The organism is Saccharibacter floricola DSM 15669, from assembly GCF_000378165.1.
Taxonomy (GTDB): domain Bacteria; phylum Pseudomonadota; class Alphaproteobacteria; order Acetobacterales; family Acetobacteraceae; genus Saccharibacter; species Saccharibacter floricola.
In genome coordinates, this window is record NZ_KB899338.1 from 98,178 (window position 1) to 119,960 (window position 21,783).

35 protein-coding genes are annotated in these 21,783 nt (G+C 52.7%); 2 read left to right on the forward strand and 33 right to left on the reverse strand.

Annotated features, from left to right (window positions below; all coding sequences use genetic code 11):
• The 11 genes from F457_RS0107025 to F457_RS0107075 are packed head-to-tail and all read right to left on the reverse strand — an operon-like array spanning position 1 to position 6,909.
• The gene (locus F457_RS0107025; protein WP_018980431.1) at positions 1–267 is read right to left on the reverse strand and encodes a hypothetical protein; all 267 of its coding nucleotides are present in this window, start codon (positions 265–267) and stop codon (positions 1–3) included.
• The gene (locus F457_RS0107030) at positions 267–2,750 is read right to left on the reverse strand and encodes a phage tail tape measure protein (RefSeq protein ID WP_018980432.1); all 2,484 of its coding nucleotides are present in this window, start codon (positions 2,748–2,750) and stop codon (positions 267–269) included. The genes F457_RS0107025 and F457_RS0107030 overlap by 1 nt, the downstream gene beginning before the upstream one ends.
• Before the next feature lie 15 nt (positions 2,751–2,765).
• A complete protein-coding gene (locus tag F457_RS14285) occupies positions 2,766–2,894 on the reverse strand; it encodes a hypothetical protein (protein ID WP_264873745.1) in 129 nt (42 codons plus the stop codon).
• 11 nt (positions 2,895–2,905) lie between these two features.
• A complete protein-coding gene (locus F457_RS0107040; RefSeq protein WP_018980434.1) occupies positions 2,906–3,247 on the reverse strand; it encodes a phage tail assembly protein in 342 nt (113 codons plus the stop codon).
• The gene (locus tag F457_RS0107045; protein WP_018980435.1) at positions 3,244–3,603 is read right to left on the reverse strand and encodes a phage tail tube protein; all 360 of its coding nucleotides are present in this window, start codon (positions 3,601–3,603) and stop codon (positions 3,244–3,246) included. The genes F457_RS0107040 and F457_RS0107045 overlap by 4 nt, the downstream gene beginning before the upstream one ends.
• Before the next feature lie 2 nt (positions 3,604–3,605).
• Positions 3,606–5,081 carry a phage tail sheath subtilisin-like domain-containing protein gene (locus F457_RS0107050; protein ID WP_018980436.1) on the reverse strand — a complete coding sequence of 492 codons (1,476 nt, stop codon included), beginning with the start codon at positions 5,079–5,081 and terminating at the stop codon, positions 3,606–3,608.
• A complete protein-coding gene (locus tag F457_RS12475) occupies positions 5,081–5,386 on the reverse strand; it encodes a DUF2635 domain-containing protein (protein WP_018980437.1) in 306 nt (101 codons plus the stop codon). The genes F457_RS0107050 and F457_RS12475 overlap by 1 nt, the downstream gene beginning before the upstream one ends.
• Positions 5,379–5,978 (reverse strand): hypothetical protein, encoded by a 600-nt coding sequence (locus tag F457_RS0107060; RefSeq protein WP_018980438.1) that lies wholly within the window; start codon positions 5,976–5,978, stop codon positions 5,379–5,381. The genes F457_RS12475 and F457_RS0107060 overlap by 8 nt, the downstream gene beginning before the upstream one ends.
• Positions 5,975–6,169, reverse strand: coding sequence for a hypothetical protein (locus F457_RS0107065; protein WP_018980439.1), 195 nt, complete (start codon positions 6,167–6,169; stop codon positions 5,975–5,977). Before F457_RS0107065 ends, F457_RS0107060 begins: the two co-directional genes overlap by 4 nt.
• A gap of 12 nt (positions 6,170–6,181) precedes the next feature.
• Positions 6,182–6,706: a hypothetical protein gene (locus F457_RS0107070; protein ID WP_018980440.1), complete on the reverse strand. Its 525-nt coding sequence runs from the start codon at positions 6,704–6,706 to the stop codon at positions 6,182–6,184.
• The gene (locus tag F457_RS0107075; RefSeq protein ID WP_018980441.1) at positions 6,706–6,909 is read right to left on the reverse strand and encodes a hypothetical protein; all 204 of its coding nucleotides are present in this window, start codon (positions 6,907–6,909) and stop codon (positions 6,706–6,708) included. The genes F457_RS0107070 and F457_RS0107075 overlap by 1 nt, the downstream gene beginning before the upstream one ends.
• 703 nt (positions 6,910–7,612) lie before the next feature.
• Here F457_RS0107075 and F457_RS0107080 point away from each other — a divergent pair.
• Positions 7,613–7,882, forward strand: a complete 270-nt coding sequence (locus F457_RS0107080; RefSeq protein WP_156809384.1) for a hypothetical protein — start codon at positions 7,613–7,615, stop codon at positions 7,880–7,882.
• 10 nt (positions 7,883–7,892) lie between these two features.
• Here F457_RS0107080 and F457_RS0107085 read toward each other — a convergent pair whose 3' ends face one another.
• The 17 genes from F457_RS0107085 to F457_RS0107170 form a co-directional block, all read right to left on the reverse strand.
• Positions 7,893–8,219, reverse strand: a complete 327-nt coding sequence (locus tag F457_RS0107085) for a hypothetical protein (protein WP_018980443.1) — start codon at positions 8,217–8,219, stop codon at positions 7,893–7,895.
• Positions 8,206–8,433: a hypothetical protein gene (locus F457_RS0107090; protein ID WP_018980444.1), complete on the reverse strand. Its 228-nt coding sequence runs from the start codon at positions 8,431–8,433 to the stop codon at positions 8,206–8,208. The genes F457_RS0107085 and F457_RS0107090 overlap by 14 nt, the downstream gene beginning before the upstream one ends.
• Positions 8,433–8,621 carry a hypothetical protein gene (locus F457_RS0107095; protein WP_018980445.1) on the reverse strand — a complete coding sequence of 63 codons (189 nt, stop codon included), beginning with the start codon at positions 8,619–8,621 and terminating at the stop codon, positions 8,433–8,435. The genes F457_RS0107090 and F457_RS0107095 overlap by 1 nt, the downstream gene beginning before the upstream one ends.
• Positions 8,622–8,692: 71 nt before the next feature.
• Positions 8,693–9,058 (reverse strand): hypothetical protein, encoded by a 366-nt coding sequence (locus F457_RS0107100; protein ID WP_026294264.1) that lies wholly within the window; start codon positions 9,056–9,058, stop codon positions 8,693–8,695.
• Positions 9,055–9,204, reverse strand: a complete 150-nt coding sequence (locus tag F457_RS14215; RefSeq protein WP_018980446.1) for a hypothetical protein — start codon at positions 9,202–9,204, stop codon at positions 9,055–9,057. Before F457_RS14215 ends, F457_RS0107100 begins: the two co-directional genes overlap by 4 nt.
• 294 nt (positions 9,205–9,498) lie before the next feature.
• A complete protein-coding gene (locus tag F457_RS0107110; protein ID WP_018980447.1) occupies positions 9,499–9,807 on the reverse strand; it encodes a hypothetical protein in 309 nt (102 codons plus the stop codon).
• Positions 9,804–9,947: a hypothetical protein gene (locus tag F457_RS13750; RefSeq protein WP_018980448.1), complete on the reverse strand. Its 144-nt coding sequence runs from the start codon at positions 9,945–9,947 to the stop codon at positions 9,804–9,806. Before F457_RS13750 ends, F457_RS0107110 begins: the two co-directional genes overlap by 4 nt.
• Positions 9,940–10,134: a hypothetical protein gene (locus F457_RS0107120; RefSeq protein WP_018980449.1), complete on the reverse strand. Its 195-nt coding sequence runs from the start codon at positions 10,132–10,134 to the stop codon at positions 9,940–9,942. Before F457_RS0107120 ends, F457_RS13750 begins: the two co-directional genes overlap by 8 nt.
• 3 nt (positions 10,135–10,137) lie before the next feature.
• A complete protein-coding gene (locus tag F457_RS0107125; RefSeq protein WP_018980450.1) occupies positions 10,138–10,512 on the reverse strand; it encodes a hypothetical protein in 375 nt (124 codons plus the stop codon).
• An 84-nt stretch (positions 10,513–10,596) separates the two neighbouring features.
• Positions 10,597–11,289: a glycosyl hydrolase 108 family protein gene (locus tag F457_RS12480; RefSeq protein WP_018980451.1), complete on the reverse strand. Its 693-nt coding sequence runs from the start codon at positions 11,287–11,289 to the stop codon at positions 10,597–10,599.
• Between the two features lie 104 nt (positions 11,290–11,393).
• Positions 11,394–11,789, reverse strand: a complete 396-nt coding sequence (locus F457_RS0107135; RefSeq protein ID WP_018980452.1) for a hypothetical protein — start codon at positions 11,787–11,789, stop codon at positions 11,394–11,396.
• A 645-nt stretch (positions 11,790–12,434) separates the two neighbouring features.
• Positions 12,435–12,623 carry a hypothetical protein gene (locus F457_RS0107145; protein ID WP_018980454.1) on the reverse strand — a complete coding sequence of 63 codons (189 nt, stop codon included), beginning with the start codon at positions 12,621–12,623 and terminating at the stop codon, positions 12,435–12,437.
• 4 nt (positions 12,624–12,627) lie between these two features.
• Positions 12,628–13,374, reverse strand: coding sequence for a DUF3164 family protein (locus F457_RS0107150; RefSeq protein ID WP_156809386.1), 747 nt, complete (start codon positions 13,372–13,374; stop codon positions 12,628–12,630).
• Positions 13,359–13,766, reverse strand: a complete 408-nt coding sequence (locus tag F457_RS0107155) for a hypothetical protein (protein WP_018980456.1) — start codon at positions 13,764–13,766, stop codon at positions 13,359–13,361. Before F457_RS0107155 ends, F457_RS0107150 begins: the two co-directional genes overlap by 16 nt.
• 4 nt (positions 13,767–13,770) lie before the next feature.
• Entirely contained in the window at positions 13,771–14,718 is a 948-nt protein-coding gene (locus tag F457_RS0107160; protein ID WP_018980457.1) for an AAA family ATPase, read from the reverse strand.
• Between the two features lie 12 nt (positions 14,719–14,730).
• Positions 14,731–16,659 carry a transposase domain-containing protein gene (locus tag F457_RS13580; protein WP_018980458.1) on the reverse strand — a complete coding sequence of 643 codons (1,929 nt, stop codon included), beginning with the start codon at positions 16,657–16,659 and terminating at the stop codon, positions 14,731–14,733.
• Complete coding sequence (locus F457_RS0107170; RefSeq protein WP_156809387.1) at positions 16,659–16,967, reverse strand: helix-turn-helix domain-containing protein; 309 nt, start codon at positions 16,965–16,967, stop codon at positions 16,659–16,661. The genes F457_RS13580 and F457_RS0107170 overlap by 1 nt, the downstream gene beginning before the upstream one ends.
• Before the next feature lie 197 nt (positions 16,968–17,164).
• Between F457_RS0107170 and F457_RS13320 the strand changes: the two genes are divergently transcribed.
• Complete coding sequence (locus F457_RS13320; protein WP_018980460.1) at positions 17,165–17,902, forward strand: LexA family transcriptional regulator; 738 nt, start codon at positions 17,165–17,167, stop codon at positions 17,900–17,902.
• A gap of 738 nt (positions 17,903–18,640) precedes the next feature.
• Here F457_RS13320 and F457_RS0107180 read toward each other — a convergent pair.
• The 5 genes from F457_RS0107180 to F457_RS14090 form a co-directional block, all read right to left on the reverse strand.
• Positions 18,641–18,853 (reverse strand): hypothetical protein, encoded by a 213-nt coding sequence (locus F457_RS0107180; protein ID WP_018980461.1) that lies wholly within the window; start codon positions 18,851–18,853, stop codon positions 18,641–18,643.
• Positions 18,853–19,086 (reverse strand): hypothetical protein, encoded by a 234-nt coding sequence (locus F457_RS0107185; protein WP_018980462.1) that lies wholly within the window; start codon positions 19,084–19,086, stop codon positions 18,853–18,855. The genes F457_RS0107180 and F457_RS0107185 overlap by 1 nt, the downstream gene beginning before the upstream one ends.
• Positions 19,087–19,192: 106 nt before the next feature.
• On the reverse strand, positions 19,193–19,501 hold the full coding sequence (locus F457_RS0107190) for a hypothetical protein (protein ID WP_018980463.1): 309 nt from the start codon (positions 19,499–19,501) through the stop codon (positions 19,193–19,195).
• Positions 19,502–19,550: 49 nt separating this feature from the next.
• Positions 19,551–21,476 (reverse strand): right-handed parallel beta-helix repeat-containing protein, encoded by a 1,926-nt coding sequence (locus tag F457_RS0107195; protein WP_018980464.1) that lies wholly within the window; start codon positions 21,474–21,476, stop codon positions 19,551–19,553.
• Positions 21,477–21,567: 91 nt separating this feature from the next.
• Positions 21,568–21,783: hypothetical protein (locus tag F457_RS14090; protein WP_018980465.1), on the reverse strand; the 216-nt coding region annotated here is incomplete at its 5' end.

A 21,783-nucleotide genomic window follows, 5' to 3' on the forward strand; every position in this document is an offset into this window, starting at 1 on the left:
TTACGGCCTCCTCATTGCGTGTAAGGAACGCTCCGAGCCACGGCTTTGGGAGGCGTTCAGACCCTGCCCGTAAAAGAGCTGTGTTATGAAGGACGTCGCTTGGGCCATAGGTCTATTGAGCCCAAGGAACAGACCCGCCATGTTCAGGCTTCCATCATCATGCCCAGCCTGCGCATGGTTGCTGAGGCTCGTGTTGGTTGGAAAAGGCATGCGTGGGGAGCGTGTAGGGGCTGCAAGAGTGTCACACTCAAAGGAGAAGGTTCTCATTATGGCCTCCCCATCATAGAATTCGGACCGCCGTGATGATGGACCTGCAGCGGAGGCCCGCTGATATGGCGGGCCTTGGTTTTCAGTCCCTGATCATTGTGTACATCTAAGCGAATATGGCTTTCATGACGTTGGGGCGGCAGAGGTGGAGGCGTGCGGCGGGCCATGGGCATAGGATGAGCGGCCCAATCACGCTTCCATTGTTCCTCAGGACTGACAAGCGGCTTATAGCGCCCGTCAGAGCCCAATAGCGCAGAGTTGGCTTTGGGGATATGATACTGGAATGCCTCTCCTATTTGAGACAAAAAGCCCGGCAGATGGGTAAAGACACCCTTGATGCTCTCGACAATGCGATGGAACGCATCGGGAATGCCATTGCAGATCTTATTGATGAACTCAACGGTCGCTATGCCTGCTTTATTAAGCCATGCCTTGGCGGTGTCCCAATGTTTCCACAACTCATAGAGGGCAACCCCAACAGCGCCAATAGGGCCGAGGATCAGCCCCAGAGGCGCGCCAATCTTTTGGATAGCCTGCCCGACCGTATGACCTGCCGAGATCAGCCACGCCTTGACCGTTCCCCAATGTGCCCACAGCTCATAGAGCGCGACACCTACCGCTGCGATGCCAGCAATCACGAGCGTTACTGGCCACCCAATGGCGGCAATGACAGCCCCGACCACCTCCATGGCAGCACTCAGGAAGGCGAGCCCAGACGACACAGCTGCGATCACAGCGCCCACAGCGGATATGGCTGCAATGAGGCCCATAAAGCCCCCAATACCTTCGATTAGTGCGCCTGAGACACCGGGCATGGTCTTATCCATCCATTCCAGCGCCACATTAACGGTATTAATACCGCTGGTGATGTCATGGAGAATGGGTGTGAGATCATCGCCAATACGGCGCATGAGCTGGTCAAGCGCCTCATGAAATTTTTGTAGTTCTGTTTTAGGATCGTTCTGTGTTGCTTGGAAATCAGCGTTTAACGCTGAACGATTATCTTTCTGGGAAGCGGCACGAATATTTTGGAAGTCATGACTGTGTGAGAGCAAATCCTTTACAAGGAGCTGTGTTTCTTTATTGGGGAAAAGGCTGTTCAGAATATCTGGGCGAAAGCCGCCATGAGCTTGGACACTCACCTTACGCATAGCGTCTAGCACGGCCAAAATAGGGTCTTGGTGCTGAGCACGTGCAGTGCTTTGCAAGGTCGACACATCGACACCTTGCTTTTTCATCGCATCGGCAAAGGCAGGGCTGTTAATCCCTTTCAAAAACTGCTGTGTCGAGAAAGCTGCTTGCGGGATAGAGGCCGTCGATTGGCGGGCCATAGAGAGCGTTGCGAGAATATCATCAAAGGCACCGCGCCCTTTCAGGCCGCTATTGACGGCTTCAGAGGCAAGTCGGGGAAGAACTGCGATAAGGTCAGACGTTGGAATATGGTTTTGTCTGCTGACAACCGCGAGAGAAGACAAAGCTCCATTAATGGCATTGGGGTCCGAAATACCGAGCTTTCCACGAAGCAGGGCTGCTACCCCCGCCAGGCTGTTGCTATCTATCTTGGAAGCTTGTGCAATGGTGGCGATGGTTGGGAGAACATGATGAATCTGATCGCTTTGGAAGCCAGCAGCCGATAGAGAACGCTCACTGCTGGTTAAGGCCGTGCCGGGTTGGGAGGTTTGGCGGGCGAGCTGATTGACGAAAATGCGCTCTTGATCAACAAAATTGGTGAGATCTGGACCATGTTTGTTCAGGTTAAGAGCGATTTGAGTGAGGTTGTCTTCGAAATCGGCAGACCGTTCGATAGGAGAGGTGAGTGTTCCTAAATATGCGGGCACTTTGGCCGCTCGGCTTTGTGCTGTGGCCCAGTTGTTCTTGATCGTATCGTTCTTGATGACGTTATTCATGGCGTCACGCAAACGGCCCAGCGTCCCAAGGCTTTGTTGGGCGGTGCTGTTCATCTCTATCAGAGAACCGTTGAACTGCTGAACCTTTCCAGCAGGGCTGATATTTGTAACGTGAGAAAAGCTGTCTTTAAGCCCGTTTGCCGCCTCTGTCGCATTGAGGAGCGCTGTCGTCAGCAGGGCGGCCTTTTCTGTTAGGGAGGTGAGGGCTTCCGTTGCGCCTTTAGCGTTGTTGGCAACGGCCTGCAAGGCGGCACTGCCTCCCGTTGCAGCCGTTGTCGTGCTTACAAGAATGGAGGCGAGATAGCCGAGATGTTCTGTCGTCGTATCAACAGTTGCAGAGACGTTCTGATTCGTGCTGGCAAGCTCTTGTTGGGCAACGTTTAATGCGCTCGTTGACTGTGTGGCGCTCGAAGTAAAACTCTCATAAGTGCCCAATGCGGCGGTAGCGCTGTCGAGGGTTTGGTGAACCTGCTCTAAAAGTCCGTTTAAATCGTCTAGGCGTTCACAAACGTCCCGCAGAGGGGCGCTCATTTGGTCGAGCTGTTCGAGCTCAAATTGTGTCGCAAGTTCGCTCATAAAGCGCCCCTTTTGTTAGGAGATGAGGCTCTGCTGATGGTCCATCTCGGCGCTATAGTCGCATTGCGCCTGCGTCCAAAAAGCGAGCTCAGCAAGGGTGAGGGCGCGCAACTCAGCGCGCCCAAAGCGGAGGGTGTTAGCCAAGGCGGCCAACCTTATTGGCCAGCCTTCTGGCCATCGTCGAAAAAAGCCGCAACAACCTTTTGGCTAGCGATATAATCGCGCGCATTCATCGCCCGTAGCAGTTTATCACCCACAGGGCCGACATGGCCGGTAAGGGTTCCCAAGAGCGCAAGCCCCGCGGCGGCGCTATTGCTGCCGTTGAGACCGGAATCAATAAGATCCCCGGCTGTGGGTTCACGGAATGTCAGCTCCGCCAGAGTGATCTGAGAAGGGCCATCTTTGGTGGTCGTCTCAATGGAGATAGGGCGTAGCAGCGTGTAATGTACCGTGCCATCGTCTTGCAGTGTGGCACCATGAGGCAAAGAAGAGGTCATGATGAAATCTCCTGATAGGTGTTAAAGGACCATTTGACTTGCGCTTTCCCGTCATCGGAAAATTCGGGCTGGTCCATGACGTAGGCATCAGCGATCGCCCAGCTCTTGCCGGTATCGGCTTGCAGCTGAAGTTCATCTTCGCCCAAGGAAGGAGAAAACTCTGTTGGGGAGGTATCCACCGTTGGGATGATGGTCGCCTGAACCTCGCCGACCTGATATTGCGTGGAACGAAGGGCGCGGAAATTACCATTGACGTTGTCGTTCTTGATCCCTGGAATGCGGAACTTCACACCTTTGACCACGTCATATTGCTTACCCCGCCAAAAGAGACGGATAATGCCAAGTGTTTGGGCCATGTTCAGACCTCCATTGTTAAGATATTAGCCAAGACCATCAGGCTGCCGATCGGTTTGATGGGAAGTGTGCTATTGACGCGGCTACGGTCGCTCGCGTCGCGCTCAAACACGGCCTGCGGCCCCGTGGTCGCGACATCATCAATCCAACCCTGCATCTCATAGAGCGTGCATTGAGCCACCCATGAGGCTTTCAGCGTTCGTGGTGTGACAACTCCGTCTTGGTTCGCCAGCGGAGAGCCATCATCAGCGAGCTTAGCGCGGGCATAATGGGCCTCAATGGTGGTGTTCCACTCAAAGCGCACCCGTGCCCCAATGGCGGGGATCATGACATCCCACACACCAGAAGGTGTGCTGGTGTCAGGCTGTTGCGTGCGAGTTGTGATGACACGTTGCAGTGTGACGGTGCCATCATCATTGACGATCACGGTAGAACAACCATTACCCAGCAACACGTTACGCTGTGAGAGGGTAAAATCGTCTGCGTGGTCGGGCCCAAGCCCCGTGAGGGTCGTCAGCGGCAACCCACGAAGCTGGCGGGCGGGATCGCTGTTAAGGCTTTGCGCCATGACCGCGCCCAAAGAGGCGGCCATCTGCCATGTTGAGGCATGGGGGTTTTCCCACGCAAAGAGCACCAACTCTTCGGCTGTTTCAACGTTCTGCTGGAAGGCCAAAGCCTGCCCAAGCGTTGCGCGCAGCCCTACACAGACCCGCATATCCTTTGCCACCATGGCGTTACCACGGCGTTTTGCTTCACCAACAAAGGCAGAGATAGCTTCTTGGTCATTTTGCAGCAGGACCACATCGGTGTACCAAAGGTCACCAAGGGCGGTGATTGCCGGTGTCACGTCAGGCGTGCCCGTGCCACCACTCATTGGAGAGACAGTGATGGTTACCCCCGGCACCTGATCAGACAGCGCAGAAGAGGCGCGGATATCGATGTCATTAGTGACAGCGCCGCTTTCACCAGCGGTCAGCACAACAGACGCCCCATCTTTGCCTAGAGCGGCGGTCAGCCCGGTCTGCTGAGAAAGCGTACTGGCCTTGATCGCAGCCAGCAGGTTGGTCGCGATCAGTTGAGGGGTGTCGCTGCTTTGCACCGACCAGCTCACGCGCTGTCCAGCGAGCCTCACAGCGGCGGTGCCTGTCTGCTGTGGAGCTCCCGAAAAGGCGAGAGACCCGCTGGCCGGGGTAGCCTCTTTGGGCAACGCTACTGTAACGATATCTACACTGAGGGAGGGTTGTTCTGTGGTGAACCCACGCACAGCCTGTGCGATGATGGAGCCACTGCCAAAGAGCGTCTCAATCTGCCCAACGGTCACGTTGCGATAAAGCTGACCGGCCAGTGCTGCATTTTCGGTCTGTCCCACAATCAGGGGCCGCAATGGCATGCCTGTCAGGGTACCGGGAGCGGGCACATCGCGGATCTCGGTGTAAGAACCCGGCACATGAAGGGTTCCGGGAATTTGTTCAAAATCCATTAGTTTTTCTCCTCAGAACGTACTGTTCCGCTAGAGCTTGGCATGGCTGCCTCGCTCTGGTTAGCAGCAACGGGCTTTGATAAGACTTCAGCAGCTTTTGAGGCTGAGGCATCCGCCCTCATCTGGATCTGGGCGCGTTCATCAGCGTTCATTTCCACAATGTCTCCGCTTGCTAGGGCTCGAGCCCACCAGGGGTCGCGTGGATCAACCTGAAAGCCTGCGGTTGGCACAGCGCTTCCTGTTGGCGTGACGATCCGGCGACCTTCTGCCGTTCGCACGGTCAAAAGGACGTGTTTTTCATGCATTTCTGCTCTCCTTTTTCATAAGAATGGCCTCCTGTCCGGCCACAAAATCCTCCAGCGCCGCCAGAGCCTCAATATTGTCGAGTGTGACACCCTTAAACATCAGCTTCGCTGTTACGACGACCGAATGGTCGTCACACCATTCTGCCTTGGCTGACGTCTTGATAGTGGCCACGCGGCAGGATCCAACGCCCGGTAAAGTCCAACCATTCAACCCTCCCGCAATGGCCGCCATCAGACCCGCAACCCCGATCTCGCTCAGGGTATCCGTGCCGAGGTAAAGGTCTTCGGGTTGCTCTAATGATTGAAAGATCGCCAGTGGAAAACTTAGCGTGCCAATAAAACGATTGTTCGCTCGCCTGCTCGCCCGTCTGCTTGCTTTCCAACGTCCGACCCCCACGGCGACACAGGGGGCATCGCGGGTCATCGTCTCCCAGGTCTGTCGTGTGGCATGGGGTGGAAGGAGGACATGACGAAACATCGTGTCAGGAAACAGCGCTTTAAGTCGATCCTGCACGCCGGTCAGCGCACGACCCACCACATCACCTTTTAGAATGGCTGATGGGTAGCCCGCCGGTGTAATCGGGTCACTCATACAATCGACCCTTCTTTGCGATGGAATGCCATGCGTGATTGATAGCGTGACCAATCGTCGCTCTGATCCACCACCGCCTCTTTGTCGAACGTGACTTTGCCGGACACAACATTATGCAGCCACGCCATGGCGGCTTTCTGTCCAGCCTTGGCTGGTGTCAGCGCCTTTATCGAGCCAATATTCATGTCCATCAGGAAGCCCTTTCAGACAATAAGAACATAAGGAGTGCCGTCCACCTCAAACCCGGCAAGCGTTCCGACAGATAGGCGAGCTGTGGAGGAAGGCATGGAGGCAGGGGCGTCAGAAGAGATCGTGCTACCAAACGGGGCCGCGTCTGCTGCTGCGGCAACCGTCCCGCTTCTAGCTGAGAGGCTCACGGTTTCGTCATCGATGGCATAGACAGGCTGGCCCACATTGGCCCAGCTTGGCGCGGTATCAAACGGCAGCGCGTAACAGCCTTTCTTGACCCAGATCGGGTGAGTGCCCACCCTGTCGCCATTGAACATGGAGCCTGCTGCCGAATGATCCTTAAATTGCCGCGCGAGCCCCACAATGGCGACTGGGGCCGATGGCGTGTCAGTTACCCCAGCGGGCACAATCGTGCCGTCCGCACACACTGCGACAAGTGAGCCGCGATAGACCCGAAAGCCTTTCGCCACGCGATGTCCGAACTCAGGGGCATGGGGAACGAGTTTTTCCTCAACTGCGCGGTCTTGCTTGAGCGCCATTAGTGGAGCCCTCCCGTTTTCAGGCTATCCGTCGTCAGGCCCAAAGCTGCGTCTGTCGCTTTCAGATAAGAAACCGCCATCATCCCAGTACGCAGTGTCTTCGTCCTCCCTACAGCGGGGAAGGTTCCCAGCGGGAGTAGATGGATCCAGTCAGGAAGGTGGGCACCGTCGCTCGGCAACGGCATCTGTGTCATCTCGCTCATGGGAGTGACTATGACAGAGTGTGCCACGTAGTATCATGGCTTCGGTTGATACCCCGAAACCGCGTTGAGAAGGTAAAATAGATCACCCTCATAAAAGCCTGCACAGCACTTAAAAAAAGCTGCTCGGCAATCCTCTACCCGAGCAGCCTAGTAAAACGCGCGTAGCCCCGTTTGAAATCGTTCGATGAGCGTTTGAAAATTTAGTTAGTGATTTGGGAACATTCCGCATTGTGCGAAATGGTCTTCCTAAGCGAAATAAGCATCAAAAACTGGACGTAAAATTTTCTTACGTGGGGAAATGATTAATGACGAATTAATGACTAAATCCAAGGGGCGGGACAACGGTAACGCAGTGGCTTTTTTTCAATCTTCATAGTCGAACCCTAGGATAGTATTCGACATAAAGGGCAATTGCCGTAAGAGACGTTTTTGAGGATTAAGAAACTGGAAACGGGATATATTGCCATCTTCGGTGAAGGCAAGGCGACCCGATAGCCATAGGCACTAAGAAGAGAAAGATAAGCTGTCGCAAAAAAGGCTTCACGCATTCCATTCAATGTCTTTGACCCCTCAAAGAAAGCTTCTAATCTTTGATCATACATTTTCCCTTTCCATTGGTTGCATCTGCATTGGATAGGAGAGCGTAATCAGGATCAGTAAGAATTTGTGCTAGAGTCGTATGGTCTGCTGGCATCAGTTCAGGATGATGGGTCTGGTTTTATCAGGATTTTTGCTGATAACAGCGTTTGTGCGTGCTCAACACGCCGAGATCATGCCGGTCGTGCTCTTCCATCATCTCACAAAAGACATGCCAATCTCGGCTATTTCCTTCTGTCGCCGAGCGTATCAACGCTTCAACCATGAAAGAGAACCGCTTGAGCGTGGAAGTGGGGTGGGTGCCGGCCTGCGACAGACGCGCCCATATGGTGGAGGTCTGTGCATGGGGCGGGGCGGAACGGGCCGCTCATATTGACCCAGAAGCGTTATCTCGAGTTTCCCGCGCAGATCACCCGCAAAGCTGCGCGTTGTTTACCATAATCGCGGAGGTAACGGTATATTGTGGGCATGCTCTGGCCTGCCGCTTCTGTTGTGCGCAACTCAGTTAGAATGGTCTGATCGTCTTGCTTGGAATAATGCACATAAGCTGGACATAATCCCTTGATCTGGGGCGTCCCACATCCCGCCAAGCCCGCTAGCCCAATGGTTGCGACTGCCAACTGCACGATCCGGCGTATGGCCAACCCTGCTCGGTGCAGAACTTCTTTGAGGGGCGCTCCAATCCAACCTTTCGTCATCTTAAAATGTGCCATGATTGAATGCTTCCTCAAGTTGGGTCTCGCTGTTGCAGCTATCCGTCGCTGCTTGGGCGGCTTTAGCCTGCAAAGCCGAAACTGAGCGTGCATCATTGCGCTGTTGCCGAGCCGTGCTCTCTTTGGATGCCTTCCATGTCAGACGTAAGATAGTGGCCGCCATCCCGACGAATAGCGTTGCTAACATCGCCGTGCAGATCGCTTTTATGTTCATTAGAAAATCATCTTTCCAATAAGGCCGAAGACATCAGCATGAGCCCCCATCTGGTCGTGCTTTTCTTGCTCGTTCTCTCTCGACATTCCAACAGGCCCCGGTTTGCTCGTAGATTTTGCGATATAGCCCATCATGCAAGGCAGTAGGTAATGGAGCTTCCGGCCTGATCGCGTCTTGATCCCAAGCATCTTCTACCCCATATCAGCAGCGTCATTGCTGCTCTTAAAAGCTCGTTGAGCGTGTCATGGAGACTGCTTCATCAATGAAGACGAGCCCCTGCATCCCACGCAAGACACGCGGGCAAGAGGGAAGAGCTTAATATCGGCTTCTTCTTTGTCTGGGTCGCGACAGAAGCTCTCTGGCACGCGTGCGATATAGCCTGCTGCATGGCTTTGGTATGGTCCGTGCAGTAATCAATCCACTTGCGCACCATCTTCACGTTGTAGCCAATATTAAGGACATCAGAACCCCCGTCACTTTTGGACGTGACTGCCTTTAAATCGGCAATCAAAGAGGCTGGCCAAGAGCTGCCCGTGCAGCGGGACTTCTCCACCAGTACAATCTGATGAGCCCGTACAGTTCCGATCAAGGTCGCCTGATAGGGAAAGAAGACGGGCTGTATCATGAGCGTAACCCAAAGGACTTGACCATCAGAGCGGCGGCGGTTTCAGTTGAAAGACTTTGCTTGCGGGCCGCTTGTGTGACGGCTTTCTTAACCTCACGCTCAGCTTTTTGGCGGGCTTTGTTTTCAAGATCGGCATGTGCGTCCACATCCAGCTGGTTCGCACGAGAGAGCGAATGCAGGGCATCGACAAGCTGGGCGGGGCCCTTTGGGCTGCTTTTAGGGCGGCAGCTCCATCACGGCTTAGCTCTCCTGTATCCTGATCACGGACGATAGAATCAGATACTTCGCGTGAGCTGCGTACAATTTTTGCCAATTTATCGCGTTGTTTGACGTATCGACCCACAGACGAGCGACCAACGCACAGCCCAAGCGCTGCCATAATCTCATTAATGGTGTGGCCGTTGTCATACAACTCCCCAATCTTAAAGTGCCGTGCCACCTTATAGCGGCCTCCGTGCAACTACGCCCGGTATGCGCCGTTCACACTGCCATGTCTGCTGGCCTTCAATAGTCAGCTTAACCACGCTGAGATAACGCCCATGGTCTAGCCGATAGCGTGTGATCATCACGCAATCATAGCGCTCCAAATGGTCGAGATCATCGTCCAAAGAGACTACATCAATGGGGAAACCGGCCTCACGAAACATCGTTCGGATTATGTCGTCATTCAGTGAATGGCACGGTGCCATCTCCAGAAAGTCCAACACCCGCCAGCGGCGCTCCTCAGCAATTTTGTGCGGAAAACTCATAGCGTCCCTCCTGTAGTAATAGTGCCACAGATGTGCAGGGTGCCCATCGCTTCCCAGCGCACGCCAATAAATAGCCCCACATTGAAAGCAATCACGCCCACAATTAGGCCAAGGCATAGCCTACGCAATGACTCATCCATGTTCGGCCTCCATCATAATCCGCGTGATCGCGTCTAATGTTTTCCGTAGATGCACCATCTCTTGTGCTTGAACTGTCATCTGCAAAGAGAGCCGATGGAGCCAGCACAGCAGCGGCACTGTCAGCAAGCCAAACACCAGCGCTCCACCCGCCAACATCGCACTCACCAGCTCCACCCACAGGCTCATCGCTTAGGCGACATTCTGCGTTTCTGCCAGAACAGGCGCAGCGGCCTGAGAACCCTCTAATGACACAAAGGCTGAAGCCAGATCATGAATGGCCGCACGAATATGCATCGCTAGTCCATCCGCATCAGGAGCGTTGAGGCCTGCCATCTTCAGCAAGCTCTGCGCTTCACTGATGGCGGTCTGTACCAGCGGGTGAGTCTCGTCATAATGACGATACACCGCCACAAGTGCGTTCAGCCCATTGTCAGACTTCGTAATGGCCGAACGAACGGCTGTTTCTGCCACCGCGCCATATTTATGGAACAAGCCACCAAAAGCAGGTTCGAGGATGGAGGAGAGGAGGGGAGCGACTTTGGTTAGGACATTGGAGAAGGTCATAACAGTTCTCTTTCACGCGCTGCGTCTGCGCCATCGGCAAGCCCCATAATCGCGCCCGATCAGGGGAAGAATCACAAGAACCTGTCAGGCCAGCGGCGCTTTATCCGCTGCCAAATCCAAGGCTTGATCCCGTCGAGCGCGCGCACGGGCCAGCCAGCCTTCACCAAAAATAGGGAAGCCCTTTTTAGAGCGATAATTGCCAAGCTGGAGCGCACTGAGTGCGTGGCAGAAAAGCGCGCGCCGTCGCCCGGTTTCGTCCAGCATGGTGATGGTCGTCTGGTCCACCATGCCCGTTGCGGGAATGCCCATCTCTTTTTGTAGGGCGGCAAGCGTCGTTTGAGAGACAAAATGTGCCACAAAGCCTAGCTTCGTGCTTGCAAGAGCGTCGATCGTCTGAGGGCCCATGATGCCGTCGCGCTCAACCCCCACAATGGTTTGCAGCAGGCTGATGGAGGTTTTTGCCCCCACGTTAAAGCCGTGGTCAAACACCATTAGGTCTAGCCCCGAGGGCAGGCAGTCACAGCCCATCGGCTGCCAAAAATACCGCACGGCGAGCCGGCGGAAGTCGTCTTCTGACAGCAGGCGCATCTTCTGGGCGTTGACACATAGCCCCTCTGTACGCGTCACAAGTGGAGCAGAAATACCATATTTAGTCCCAGCCAGCTGACCAGACCCTACACGGCCGCCTGTCCAGTTTCCGGGGTCGGCGCGGTTAGAGGAATACCCCCCTTCATAGGCAAGGGTGAAAGACAGGGTTGCGGACAGGTTCTTTTTCATAGGGTCACTCTACGAAAGAACCCGCCATACGATCAGGCCTCAACCCTATACCCCGAAACGCTACAGCACCGTTCAAATAAGCTTAAAACCGTGCTTCGAGCCGGTTAAAAAAGGCTCAATTGCCGCTCATCAGGCACAATACGCGCGGCTCGCACAGCATCTTGAAGACTATAGAGCACAGAATGGATCATCGCGCGGCTCACTCCCACGCGCACGACAATATCATTGTGAGAATAGCCCATTAGCGCGAGCCTGCGCACCCGCCAGACTTTCAGCATCGGTACTTGATATTGGTCGCCTCCGAAATGCTCGGACAGACAGTGCGCCGCGTCTACTCCCCAAGAGCGCGCAAGATGAGAATTATCCACCCGCACACGTGGCACCCACAGCTTCTGTCCCGCATGGGCTTCGATAAAAGCGAAGCTGGTCGCTTCCCCCACAACGTCTGCTAAAAACCTAATTTCCACCGGAACGGGCACTATTAGTGTCATATGTCCCATACCTCAATCCTCATTGACCTCCGCAAGAGGGCTATAATACCGGGAAGAGAAGCAGAGTACAAAAGAAAAGCGCACCCCCGGATGCGCTTGTCCTATAAAACAAAGAGTGACCCATTCCTTAAAAGCCTGATTTAGAGCTTGTTGGTGAGCGACGTCCTGTGTCGGGGCATGAACGATGAACGGTCCCTCTTCAAAGGCGGAAGCGTCGAGAAAGTAATCCCACGCCATCCTGACACGGGGCTTTGCGCCCGATGATAAGCACGGTTTTAGGTCAGCTATGACGAGGAACCTCTCTCAGAATAGTCGCGAAGGTCGGATCATCTAAAAACCGATAAACAATGACCTTATAAATGACCGCGCACTAGCTCTGAGTGAGGTGCGGATCAATAAGAGCGGTCATTTTGATGACTGTGGTGATCGTGGCTGTTATAAGGCCATGCTAAAAAGTCGTATTTTCACCGTTTTCTTTGGCAGCAATTAGGTAATTATCGGCCTGCTGAAAGCACCCTTCGACAAGCATGTGCAGATATTGTGCAGATATAAAGGCTCTTGAGCATTTGTTATGATCGGCCCCCGAGGAGATCTCTAACGTTGAGGCCTCGATGCAGATGCTTTGCAATCCTCATTGTCTTTTCTTCAGAGAATTCAGGGTGATTGTAAGTAATGACGTTGCCGATGCAGGTCTGAAGGCCCGACAACGTGCCGCGTTGAAACCTTACTTTCATTCTTTTGCACAGAAAACTGAAGAAGGTTATTGGCGATCACTTGGACAAAAGAAGCGTATTCCTTCAAAATATCATTACAACGCCGCGTGTTGTTTCTAAACTCAGCCATGATCTCACGCCTCCAAGGATGAATAGTTGAGATCGATGAGCGTCCATGGCTCCCGCGCATCGTTGTGTGCGTAAAAGCGCATATAGCGCCGCTGACCGCCACTCTCGATGGCATCGCGTAGCGCACGTTGGGCCACAGGCCAGCGCGGATGCTCAATCTCCAGCGCCACCAGGCTGACAATGCGGGCTGTCGAGATTTGGCCGGTCTTGTGATTGCGCACAAAGGCACGATCCACAATCTGGCGCAGGTCAGCGCTGGCCCCATCCATGAGGTCGTCCATCACCTCCCGCACCAGCTCCTCAGCAGCCATAATGGCGGGCGTGACGGTCTTTTGGTCGGTCGTCGTAATCTGCACTTTAAAGAGCCGATCCAGACTCTCCAGCTCGGCCCCGCCGCGCGTGCCACCAAGGCGCGCGCCATACTGCTCCATCAGCAGGTCGCAGAGCGCGTCAAAGTCGGTAAAGTCGTGGTGCTTGGCCTCCGCCATCATGGCTTGCAAGCGGCGGGCACTTTCCACACGTTCACACACCCAATCATGGATTAACACATCACGGGGGCGGAAGCTCTCGACCGGCTTTTCACGACCACTCAAGGTTCGGATCATCCGACCCGTTTCAGATGCTTTGGCGAGGCGGCTTTGCTTGTTCATCTCAATCATCATATCGTGTCCAAAAATCTCATAGTGTCCGAAAAGCGGTGCCCCTTTGGGCACGCATTGGTCGGTCAGAAGGCCGCTCATGAGGCGGTGCACAGGCGTGATCCGCGCACACGCTCATACAACCGCGCCTTGCGAGCCTGTTCTTTCAGGCGGCGCCTACGCCCCGGCACCCAACAGCGCCGCGCTTGCGTCTCAAGCTGGTCGGCATAGCTGGGCGGAGCAGCGGCTTCTTTGAGAGTTGCGACAACAGAGCCAAGCGTTTGCGTAGAGGGGAGTTGGTCGAGAAAGTTCAGTATCAGGACATGAAACCAGACCTTCTGCTGACCCGACGGTTCATTCCCTTCCAGGCGATACAAAAGCGTGCCGACATATTGGTTGGGCGTTCCTTCACGCTCCAAAAACGCGATCACGGCATCTCGCGTGATGTCCATATTTCCATAGGGGCCAAGCGCGTTTGAGAGGCATTCCATAACGGTTTGAGTCATGATCTCAGCCCTCCACGCGTTTAGGGAGCGGGTGGGGGCGGCGCTCATTCCACCCCGCTTCAATATCGCTGATCTGCACGCTGTCACGCCCGTCATGGCTGGCGATAAACCACGCAAAACGCAGGGTCTTGTTCAGCTCACGCAAGCCGCCCTCTTGGCTGCCAATCCAGCGCACGAGCTTGGATACATCATTGTCCATCGCGCCCCATTGTGTGAGCAGATGGTCAAGATCGCCTTTTGTTGGCTTCTTCCGACTTTTCCACATGCCAACACGGCTGAAGATCTGAGCATAGCTGGCTTCACGTCCCAACCCTTCGATGCGTCCTCGCAACGGCTCATTGCCAATCCACGCAATGCCGATCTCAGCCCGATCATTGAGTGCGCGGAGCTGGTCGAGGGCTGCCGTGGTGAGGTGCTGGGCTTCGTCAATAATCAGCAGCCCCTGCGTGCCACGCAGCCTTTTAATCAGCCCGCTCATCAGGCGTGACCCGTTTTTGACTGGCGCATCCACCGTCTCAGCAATGTCGCGCAAGATGGCATGAGGGGTCTTGAGCGAGCTATCGGCCGTGATCAGCCACGCATTGCTATGCAGCGTGCAGTAATGCTCTGCCGTCATGGTTTTGGACGTGCCCGGTGCGCCGGTAATCACGCCAATATCTTGGGCAATCTGCGCATATTCAAAGACATTCATCCAGCGTTCGCAGGAAGGCAGCATGACAAAATCGGGTGCTTGTCGCAGCTTCTGGTGGAGCTGGTGGCGGGTCGTGTTCGTCTCCACCCAACGCTGCGCTTTCTGGGCGACTTTATCATTATCGCCGTTATATTTGCCCGCCAGAAACTGGTTCAATGTGCCTTTGGGAATACCACTCTCGCGACTAATCTGCGATTGCGAGAGGCCATGGCGCTCTTGATGGTTTTTGATGGTGGTAATCAAATCAGTGTGGGATGTCATGGTCAGACTCCGTTACGCACTACGGCGCATAAAGTGGAGGATAGAAGCGGTGGTGCCGTCATCATCCTCATCATCGGTCTCAGGGAGGGGAGCAGGGCGGCTCTGCGTCACCGCAGCGTTTGGCCTAAAGGGCGTGACGACCTTCTGATCCATCAAAGCCTCGTGATCTTCAGGGTGATCAGGCAGCAGAGCGGCCAGTTCAGACGGGGTGAGGCGGCTTTCAGCATCCAGCTTCATCTTGGCCGCCTTGGCGAGCTGCTTTTCAGCACGTTTTTTCACAGCCGCAGCGGCTGTGCTGTCGAAGCCGGTTTTCTCAACAACCGGTGCGTCGCCAAGAAAACCCCCGTTCAGGCTGTACACATGCATGGGGGCATGCAGCTCTTGCGGATCAAACCGCACGACCAGGGGTTGGCCCATATGCTCATGCAGAAATTCCGCCCAGTAGCGATTGCCAAGGAACCGAAACGAGCCGTCACGTTTACTGGCCATCACGTTCTCAGCAGCGCGTAACCAGAGATGCCGCTGCGCTTGGGTTGGCTTGCGCACGGCACAGTGAGCGAGACTCTCTTCAAAAACCTGCCGAAAGCTCTTCACACCTTTGCATACAGCGGTGCGCCGTCCCGTCCGGTTATTATGCTCGTCAATGCCCGCTGAGATGACAGCCAAAAACTCCGCCAAAGGTACAGCGCGGTCGCCATAATTCGCGGGCTTGTTGGTCGGGTTGTTGCCCGTATAAGCCCCAGCAAGAGCAGGATGCTTGGCCAGATCGCCGGCAAGATCCCGAAAGGCCCGCTCAATTGGCTTGGATTGCCCGCTATAGGGCGTCACAAAGACCGTTTCGATCCCGAGGATCGTCATCACACCCGCGGCATCGCCCTCACGCACTTTGAAGCGAAAGCGCGTTTTCGTGCCGCCCGTCATGCGTTTGGACGCAAAAGCGCGGCCATTATCGAGATAAGCGCGGGAAGGGATGCCGTATTTTTCAACAAGATCACCAAGAGCGAGCTGAATCGCATCGGTGTTTTCAGACCGATCCACCCGCCATGACAGGATCATCCCGCTATAAAGGTCTTGCCACGCCACCATCATAGGCCGCCCAATCGTGCCGTCTGGCCATTGCACGCGGACATCCCATTTATGCCCGTCCGCATTCACGGCCTGCAGTGCATGAAGATGCGTGCGATCACGCTCTTGAGCAGGGATTAGGTCTTTCACCTTGTCACGCCCTTCACGGGCTAACGTCACGACCTCAATAGGAAGAGAATGCAACCAACGGGCAAGTGTCTTTTCACAAGGGAACGTCCAGCCATGCTCTTCCGCCGCTTGTTGCAGACGTCGATAACATGCGGAGATTGTCGGCTTCTCAGGCCGCAGCCAATCGGCCTTGAGAAAGTCCCATGCCTCTTCAGAGCATTGTGCATGAGAGGCTTTCGGGCCTTTGCGTTTAGGTACCAGATAAGCCAGCCAATGCTCACGCGGGACGTTGCGGATCGTCCGTTTCCAGCCCATCACCGTCGTCCGCCCAACCGTTGCGCACTGTTCCGTGTTGTAAGCGGTGAGCGCCTCATGGAGCGACCAACCCGCCTGATAAAGCTGCTCAATCATCTCCATAATACGGAGTGTCTCAAGGGCTTTAGCTTTCTGAGACGCTGAAGCCTCGTGATAACGCTCCCAAGCGAGGCCATGATCCCCAGCTTCGTCCGGCTGCCTGTCTGAGCAGTCCAAAAACCGCTGCACCCACGCAAGCTGAGCCACTTTCGGCAAAAGCTTGTAGGAATACTCAACACCCCCACCAGCTCCCGAACGAGGCCGCCAATACACGCCTTCCCATTCGGGGCGCAGCCAATTGTTCCGTTCGGCCCGCACATGCAAAGCCCGCATCCCCGGCACGTTTGGAAGGTCTAAGTTGGCTATCTCTTGAAGAGTGGCGAATGTTTTCATTATGCCGCTACCTCGCGCTTGCGGAGGTGCTTAGGAATAGTCTGAGTTGAGTAGCGCCTTACAGACCGCTTAATGGGAATATTATCTTCATTAAAGCGTTCGTTTCCCCATACGTCATAAGGAGACTTTTCCAAAAGTTCCGCAATGCGTATTTCAGTTTTTACAGAATGTTGAGGATCGCCCAAAGTGGCACTAATGGCATTTCGGCTCAGGCCGAGTTGTTGTGAAATATGAACGAGGGGGCCATATTTCTTCCGTAACTCAGCTTTGATGTCTTCAACATCCATCCCGGATCGTTTATGACTCATCGCTTGTCTCATTTTTAAGCCGGCTGCAACCGGCTTTCATTTTTCCTTCAAAGTCGGAACTTATTCCCGGCTTCTAACCTCGGAGATAGAGCATAAGTTCCAAAATGAAAACTTAATTCTCTAATTACAAACTTAAAATATCTGTAATGTTTTAGAACTCCTAGTTTTCATTGGAATTTCGGGCTTTTAGATCAGATATGAAAAAAACTCTCTATGAAGATGAATTTCAAAGTTCATCGGAAAAGTTTGAAATTGAAAATCCTTCAAAGAGGTTGCGTGCGGTCGTTCAGAAGGCTGGCGGGAATAATGTAGTGTCTGCACGCTCAGGCATCCCGTTAGGTACGCTTAATGGTTATATTTCTGGTCGTAGTGTTATGAAGCTGGATGCTGCAGTTAAACTAGCAGAGATCTGCGATGTCTCTTTAGAGTGGCTTGCCGTAGGGGACAGGGGGGATAGCCTTCCAGAGCAACGCCATAAAAAAGAAGCTCTTGATACCGTTGATGTTCCCTTTGTTTCAACAGAAGCTTCAGCAGGATTTGGGCTTATCGCAGCGCAAACAGAAGAAGTAGAGTATATCCCTGTTCCACGAGAGTTCTTTTATCGCTTTCTAGGCCTTGTTCCAACTTCGATATTTATGATCCGTGTGGAGGGGGACAGTATGCTTCCAACCATAAGGCCTAATGATCGTCTTATTGTTGATACAGCACCACGACCTATTACTCATGGTATTTATGTTATTACGGTTAACGATGCTGTTTATGTAAAGAGAATCGGTTTAAAAGATATGAAAAATTATACGATTATTAGTGATAATACCCAATATCCAGCATTTGATGTTCCGATGAATGATGTGTGCTGGGGTAATGCAGATACTGGGGCACAAATGCGTATTATCGGACGTGTTGTTATAAACTGTCAAATGATGGCTACTTAATAGTAAAATGCTGTTTGTGCGGGGCATTGGAAGAGTAATGGGCCATTTCCATATTGACCTCTAAGCAGTTTTGACCGTCGTTTAAAACGCTTTCAAACACTATTTAAACGCTTAGATGAATGTTCTGCTATTCTGTCTAAAATCCATCCCTATCTCCAAAAACCGGTATATAAATTATGTCCCAGCTGAATAAGGATGGATGACCATCTAACCCCCTTGCATTTTCCACACAAGGCAGAAAACTCTCAACATTATCCCACCCCATCCCGTATCATCCCAGTTCTCTCCTAATCCTATCTATTATGTCTTCCTACATTGGCCTTTAGCATGCCGTAACGCCATGTCTGTTAGCATGATACCCCCATCCCGAAAAACGATACCCCTATAAATACCCCCATTTTATGGGGATGCAACGGCATATCATGAGACGATCTGGGACAACAAAAAGAGCATAAAAACTCTATTTTCTGCGGTCTATGGGATATATTGGTTCTTTCTGGGAACATTCTCTGGAGGTCCGGGCGGGAATTGGAGAATTGCAGTTGATCGGCGTTTTTTATAGTAAAACATCCAAAAGTCGGTAACGTGAAACTGCCATTTTTTCGACAAAACGTAAAACAGATTTGAGGGAGTGACTGAGGTGTTCGTGATGAAGTTCTTGGCGTAGAGAAAGATCGCCGTTTTTAAGTCGTATCATGTGTTGCTCGGACAGGCGCGAAGAATGGAAGCATGTATTAGCTAATGTATGCTTTGCATCTCCCGCCGCTCATTCCCATAGTCGCGCATCATAGCTGGCACCTCGTGCAGGTCGGGATGAGCGCGCAGTTCGTCCGCCGCCTTCTTCTCTTCCTGCGTTGTGTAATGCACCAACGGCGGGCAGAGGGGTTTGGTGCGGGTGGGGGCGCAGCTTACTAACGTGCATAAAGCCATCGCACAAAAGATACGCTTCATCAGAACGTCCCCTTATCCAGTGTATCTATGAGCGCGTTATCAGAGCGTATGCCATTCGTGCGGGCTTCGAGCATCCGTTGCGCGGCTTCTGCTGATTGTGTGGCGTCGCTCACGTCTTGGCGTTCGGAGCTTACGCGGGCGCTGTTGCGGCCTGCCCGGTTGCTATAGACGATTAGAGCCGTCAGGAAGCCGAGCACCGTAAGGATAAAGCCCCCTGCGAAATAGGGGTTCATGGGATGTTTCCCTTTTCTGTTTTTTTATGTGTTTCGTGAGAGATTTCAGCCATTCTCGACTGATTCCCTCTAGATGTCAGGGAGAGCCGAAGCTCTCCCATATGGGTTAGCCTATGCCGTTGATGGCAGGCGTGGCGGCCGGGGCCGCTTCGGTTGCACCAGAGGCCTCGGTCTTCTTCTTTTTCAAGCCTGCCAGCACCAAGGCAATACCGGACAAAATACTCGTAGCGCCTGCTAATACGGAGGCCAGATCAAAGGAGACCTTGCTTTCCACGGTAGGCAGAACGCCATCGAGTAAGCGGGCCGCACCGTCAGCGATCTTCTCTTGCGTTTCTCCTTTCTTACTGGTGACGGTGGCAAAGATGTTTTCGCCAGCTTCGACAAGAGCGGTAATGGGCGTTGTTTCGTTAGTCATAATGATTGTTCCTTATCAGACGAATAATGAGATATTTATTTGTTAGGGATTATGAAGAGAGTTCTCCGATAGCGAGAACAGTGATAGGGCCTGCTACGTCTATGTTAGAGCCACCTAACCCGACCCAAAACTTACCCAACGTAAAACCATCGCGATTAGGTGGAGTTGTATTGAAAGCACCGCCCATGACCATATTAGTTCCATTGTAAAATGATGGAACGATGACAGTTACTGCGTCACTGGTGAATGGTTGAGGGAATGAAACGTAATCACCATGAGCAGCAGTTACGGAGAAAGACTGCAAAAGCAGTGGTGCGCCGGTTGGGCTGAGAGCACTTAAAAGAATGCCTCCGTTAGGTGTTGTGATGGAGCCATTCATGGCCAGCGAGAACTCACGAAACATACCCCCCTGACTTAAAACAATATTTCCATGGACGTTATCAGACGATGGTTGTCGGGCTGTTTGTAAATAGAGGCTTGCATCAGATGTCATTGTTCCAATGCGGTGGCTGAGATACCGATCATTGTAATTATATTCCCCAGAAACAATAAGATCGGTTGTGCGTGTAAGGTTGTCCAGAAGTTGGCCATGTCCATCTGGCTGACTTAAAAAAACCGTATCAGTAGACCACGAGAGGTCTAAGGCACTTCCGGTGAATTCTGAGAGGAAAATATTACCGCCAATAGTAGATTGTGATCCAACCGCTCCTGCAATACCGTTGTGCGTTGGGCCAGATGCACCTTCAGTGTTGGCGATGATGTTGTTGCGAATAACAGCGCCTCTAGGCTGGTTAAGATATATTGCCGTCCCAGGATTAGTCGCTGACCCTGTGTTCTCAATAGTGTTCGCATCAATGGTAACGTGTTGGCAGTTATCAGAGACATAAATTGCATAAATAGGGTGACCCGACGTAGTCGTTGAACCATCTTTCTCAATAGAGTTCCCATGTACGTACACACCATAAGCACCTACTATGCCAATAGAACCGCCGCCATTCCGTCCATTGGTATTGTTGTTAGAGAGTATATTATTAGTGATTAAGATATTTCGCTGAATAATTTCTGTATTGTCTTGCGTCATTGTAGTGACGCCTATCCCACTATCTGCATTATTATAGATATTGTTATTGTCAATAATGATTCTATTGTTTCCAGGTTGGGTAGATGTGTCACAGTAGACACCGATGCCATCATTGTTTTCATAAACACTATTATTAATTGCTCCGCAGTTTCGGCACCCCATGTAGAAGACAAAGCCACCATCTGTGTGCCCGCGGGAGATATTATTGTTAAACCAGCAATTATCAGCTGACCAGATAAATTGTGGACTGTTACCCCCTTTTAGCAAAGTCGTTTCTGTGATGAGGCAATTGGTGATGTAACCTAGAGAGATCGGCCAGTTGAATGTATCGCGGATGGTAATTCCTGAAACGAGAAGATTGTTGATCAGTCCGGGGGATTGCGGGTTGTCTGGCGTGTTACTCATATGGCTGAGCGTATTGGAGCATATACCTCCTAATACGGCTGTAGCTCCACCTTGTTGGTACTGTTTATTCCCCCAGAAAGTCCCTCGACCAGTAATGGAAATAGACGAGATAGTTTCTCCGGCATTGCCGATGTCGACAATGTTTTTATTTTCATTGGGAGCTAAGTAAATATTTCCTTCCATCTCCCAATATGTGTTTGATTGCGTAATTTTAAGGTTGTGTAGAACCACTGTAAGATTGGCAGGATGGATAAGTTTATAACTGCCCGCGCAGTCATTGAGAGCTTTTTGATAGGCTTTGCTATTTTGATCAATAAAGTCCCCATTAGGATCATTGATTACCCCTAAGTGCAGCAACGATACACTTGATAAATTTGCGAACTTTTCCTTTAAACTTTGTACGTTTTCCGAAAGTGAGGCGATAGTGGAACTGTCGACCGTATTAGAGAAAGAATACTCTTTATTTTTACTCTTTGTTTCGTCAGTCATGTTAATTCTCAGGTCTATTTTTGAGGGATGAAGAGGTGTGTTGGGTGATGCCTAATGGCCGGCCCATCGCGGCAATGACGCTCTGGCGTGGTCATGGCCGGGGGCGTGTGTCGGTGGGGCGTCCGGCTTGGAAGCGATTGGTGGCCCATCCGATATTGAGCGCGACGGTGCTGATGGCGCGATAGAGCAGTTCCCAGCGTGAACCGTTGGCAGGTGGCCGCACCGTAACGGTGACGAGCTTGCAGACGATGATCACACACGCGACGATCAGGCCGATATTGCTCGGCAAAAGGTCAAGGAAAGCGGT

Bases quoted from the DNA above. Each gene is read 5' to 3' on its own strand.
- F457_RS0107135 (WP_018980452.1), bottom strand. From the start codon at position 11,789: ATGGGACATATGACACTAATAGTGCCCGTTCCGGTGGAAATTAGGTTT.
- F457_RS0107195 (WP_018980464.1), bottom strand. From the start codon at position 21,476: ATGACTGACGAAACAAAGAGTAAAAATAAAGAGTATTCTTTCTCTAAT.
- F457_RS0107120 (WP_018980449.1), bottom strand. From the start codon at position 10,134: ATGAGCCTGTGGGTGGAGCTGGTGAGTGCGATGTTGGCGGGTGGAGCG.
- F457_RS12475 (WP_018980437.1), bottom strand. From the start codon at position 5,386: ATGCATGAAAAACACGTCCTTTTGACCGTGCGAACGGCAGAAGGTCGC.
- F457_RS0107110 (WP_018980447.1), bottom strand. From the start codon at position 9,807: ATGAGTTTTCCGCACAAAATTGCTGAGGAGCGCCGCTGGCGGGTGTTG.
- F457_RS13320 (WP_018980460.1), top strand. From the start codon at position 17,165: ATGAAAAAAACTCTCTATGAAGATGAATTTCAAAGTTCATCGGAAAAG.
- F457_RS0107100 (WP_026294264.1), bottom strand. From the start codon at position 9,058: ATGATACAGCCCGTCTTCTTTCCCTATCAGGCGACCTTGATCGGAACT.
- F457_RS0107030 (WP_018980432.1), bottom strand. From the start codon at position 2,750: ATGAGCGAACTTGCGACACAATTTGAGCTCGAACAGCTCGACCAAATG.
- F457_RS0107155 (WP_018980456.1), bottom strand. From the start codon at position 13,766: ATGACTCAAACCGTTATGGAATGCCTCTCAAACGCGCTTGGCCCCTAT.
- F457_RS0107170 (WP_156809387.1), bottom strand. From the start codon at position 16,967: ATGAGTCATAAACGATCCGGGATGGATGTTGAAGACATCAAAGCTGAG.
- F457_RS0107095 (WP_018980445.1), bottom strand. From the start codon at position 8,621: ATGCTTGGGATCAAGACGCGATCAGGCCGGAAGCTCCATTACCTACTG.
- F457_RS0107190 (WP_018980463.1), bottom strand. From the start codon at position 19,501: ATGACTAACGAAACAACGCCCATTACCGCTCTTGTCGAAGCTGGCGAA.
- F457_RS0107040 (WP_018980434.1), bottom strand. From the start codon at position 3,247: ATGACCTCTTCTTTGCCTCATGGTGCCACACTGCAAGACGATGGCACG.
- F457_RS12480 (WP_018980451.1), bottom strand. From the start codon at position 11,289: ATGAAAAAGAACCTGTCCGCAACCCTGTCTTTCACCCTTGCCTATGAA.
- F457_RS0107085 (WP_018980443.1), bottom strand. From the start codon at position 8,219: ATGGCACATTTTAAGATGACGAAAGGTTGGATTGGAGCGCCCCTCAAA.
- F457_RS0107050 (WP_018980436.1), bottom strand. From the start codon at position 5,081: ATGGATTTTGAACAAATTCCCGGAACCCTTCATGTGCCGGGTTCTTAC.
- F457_RS0107180 (WP_018980461.1), bottom strand. From the start codon at position 18,853: ATGAAGCGTATCTTTTGTGCGATGGCTTTATGCACGTTAGTAAGCTGC.
- F457_RS0107075 (WP_018980441.1), bottom strand. From the start codon at position 6,909: ATGAGCGAGATGACACAGATGCCGTTGCCGAGCGACGGTGCCCACCTT.
- F457_RS0107065 (WP_018980439.1), bottom strand. From the start codon at position 6,169: ATGGACATGAATATTGGCTCGATAAAGGCGCTGACACCAGCCAAGGCT.
- F457_RS0107070 (WP_018980440.1), bottom strand. From the start codon at position 6,706: ATGGCGCTCAAGCAAGACCGCGCAGTTGAGGAAAAACTCGTTCCCCAT.
- F457_RS13580 (WP_018980458.1), bottom strand. From the start codon at position 16,659: ATGAAAACATTCGCCACTCTTCAAGAGATAGCCAACTTAGACCTTCCA.
- F457_RS0107060 (WP_018980438.1), bottom strand. From the start codon at position 5,978: ATGAGTGACCCGATTACACCGGCGGGCTACCCATCAGCCATTCTAAAA.
- F457_RS0107160 (WP_018980457.1), bottom strand. From the start codon at position 14,718: ATGACATCCCACACTGATTTGATTACCACCATCAAAAACCATCAAGAG.
- F457_RS0107045 (WP_018980435.1), bottom strand. From the start codon at position 3,603: ATGGCCCAAACACTTGGCATTATCCGTCTCTTTTGGCGGGGTAAGCAA.
- F457_RS13750 (WP_018980448.1), bottom strand. From the start codon at position 9,947: ATGGATGAGTCATTGCGTAGGCTATGCCTTGGCCTAATTGTGGGCGTG.
- F457_RS0107145 (WP_018980454.1), bottom strand. From the start codon at position 12,623: ATGGCTGAGTTTAGAAACAACACGCGGCGTTGTAATGATATTTTGAAG.
- F457_RS0107125 (WP_018980450.1), bottom strand. From the start codon at position 10,512: ATGACCTTCTCCAATGTCCTAACCAAAGTCGCTCCCCTCCTCTCCTCC.
- F457_RS0107185 (WP_018980462.1), bottom strand. From the start codon at position 19,086: ATGAACCCCTATTTCGCAGGGGGCTTTATCCTTACGGTGCTCGGCTTC.
- F457_RS0107080 (WP_156809384.1), top strand. From the start codon at position 7,613: ATGATGGGTCTGGTTTTATCAGGATTTTTGCTGATAACAGCGTTTGTG.
- F457_RS0107025 (WP_018980431.1), bottom strand. From the start codon at position 267: ATGAGAACCTTCTCCTTTGAGTGTGACACTCTTGCAGCCCCTACACGC.
- F457_RS0107090 (WP_018980444.1), bottom strand. From the start codon at position 8,433: ATGAACATAAAAGCGATCTGCACGGCGATGTTAGCAACGCTATTCGTC.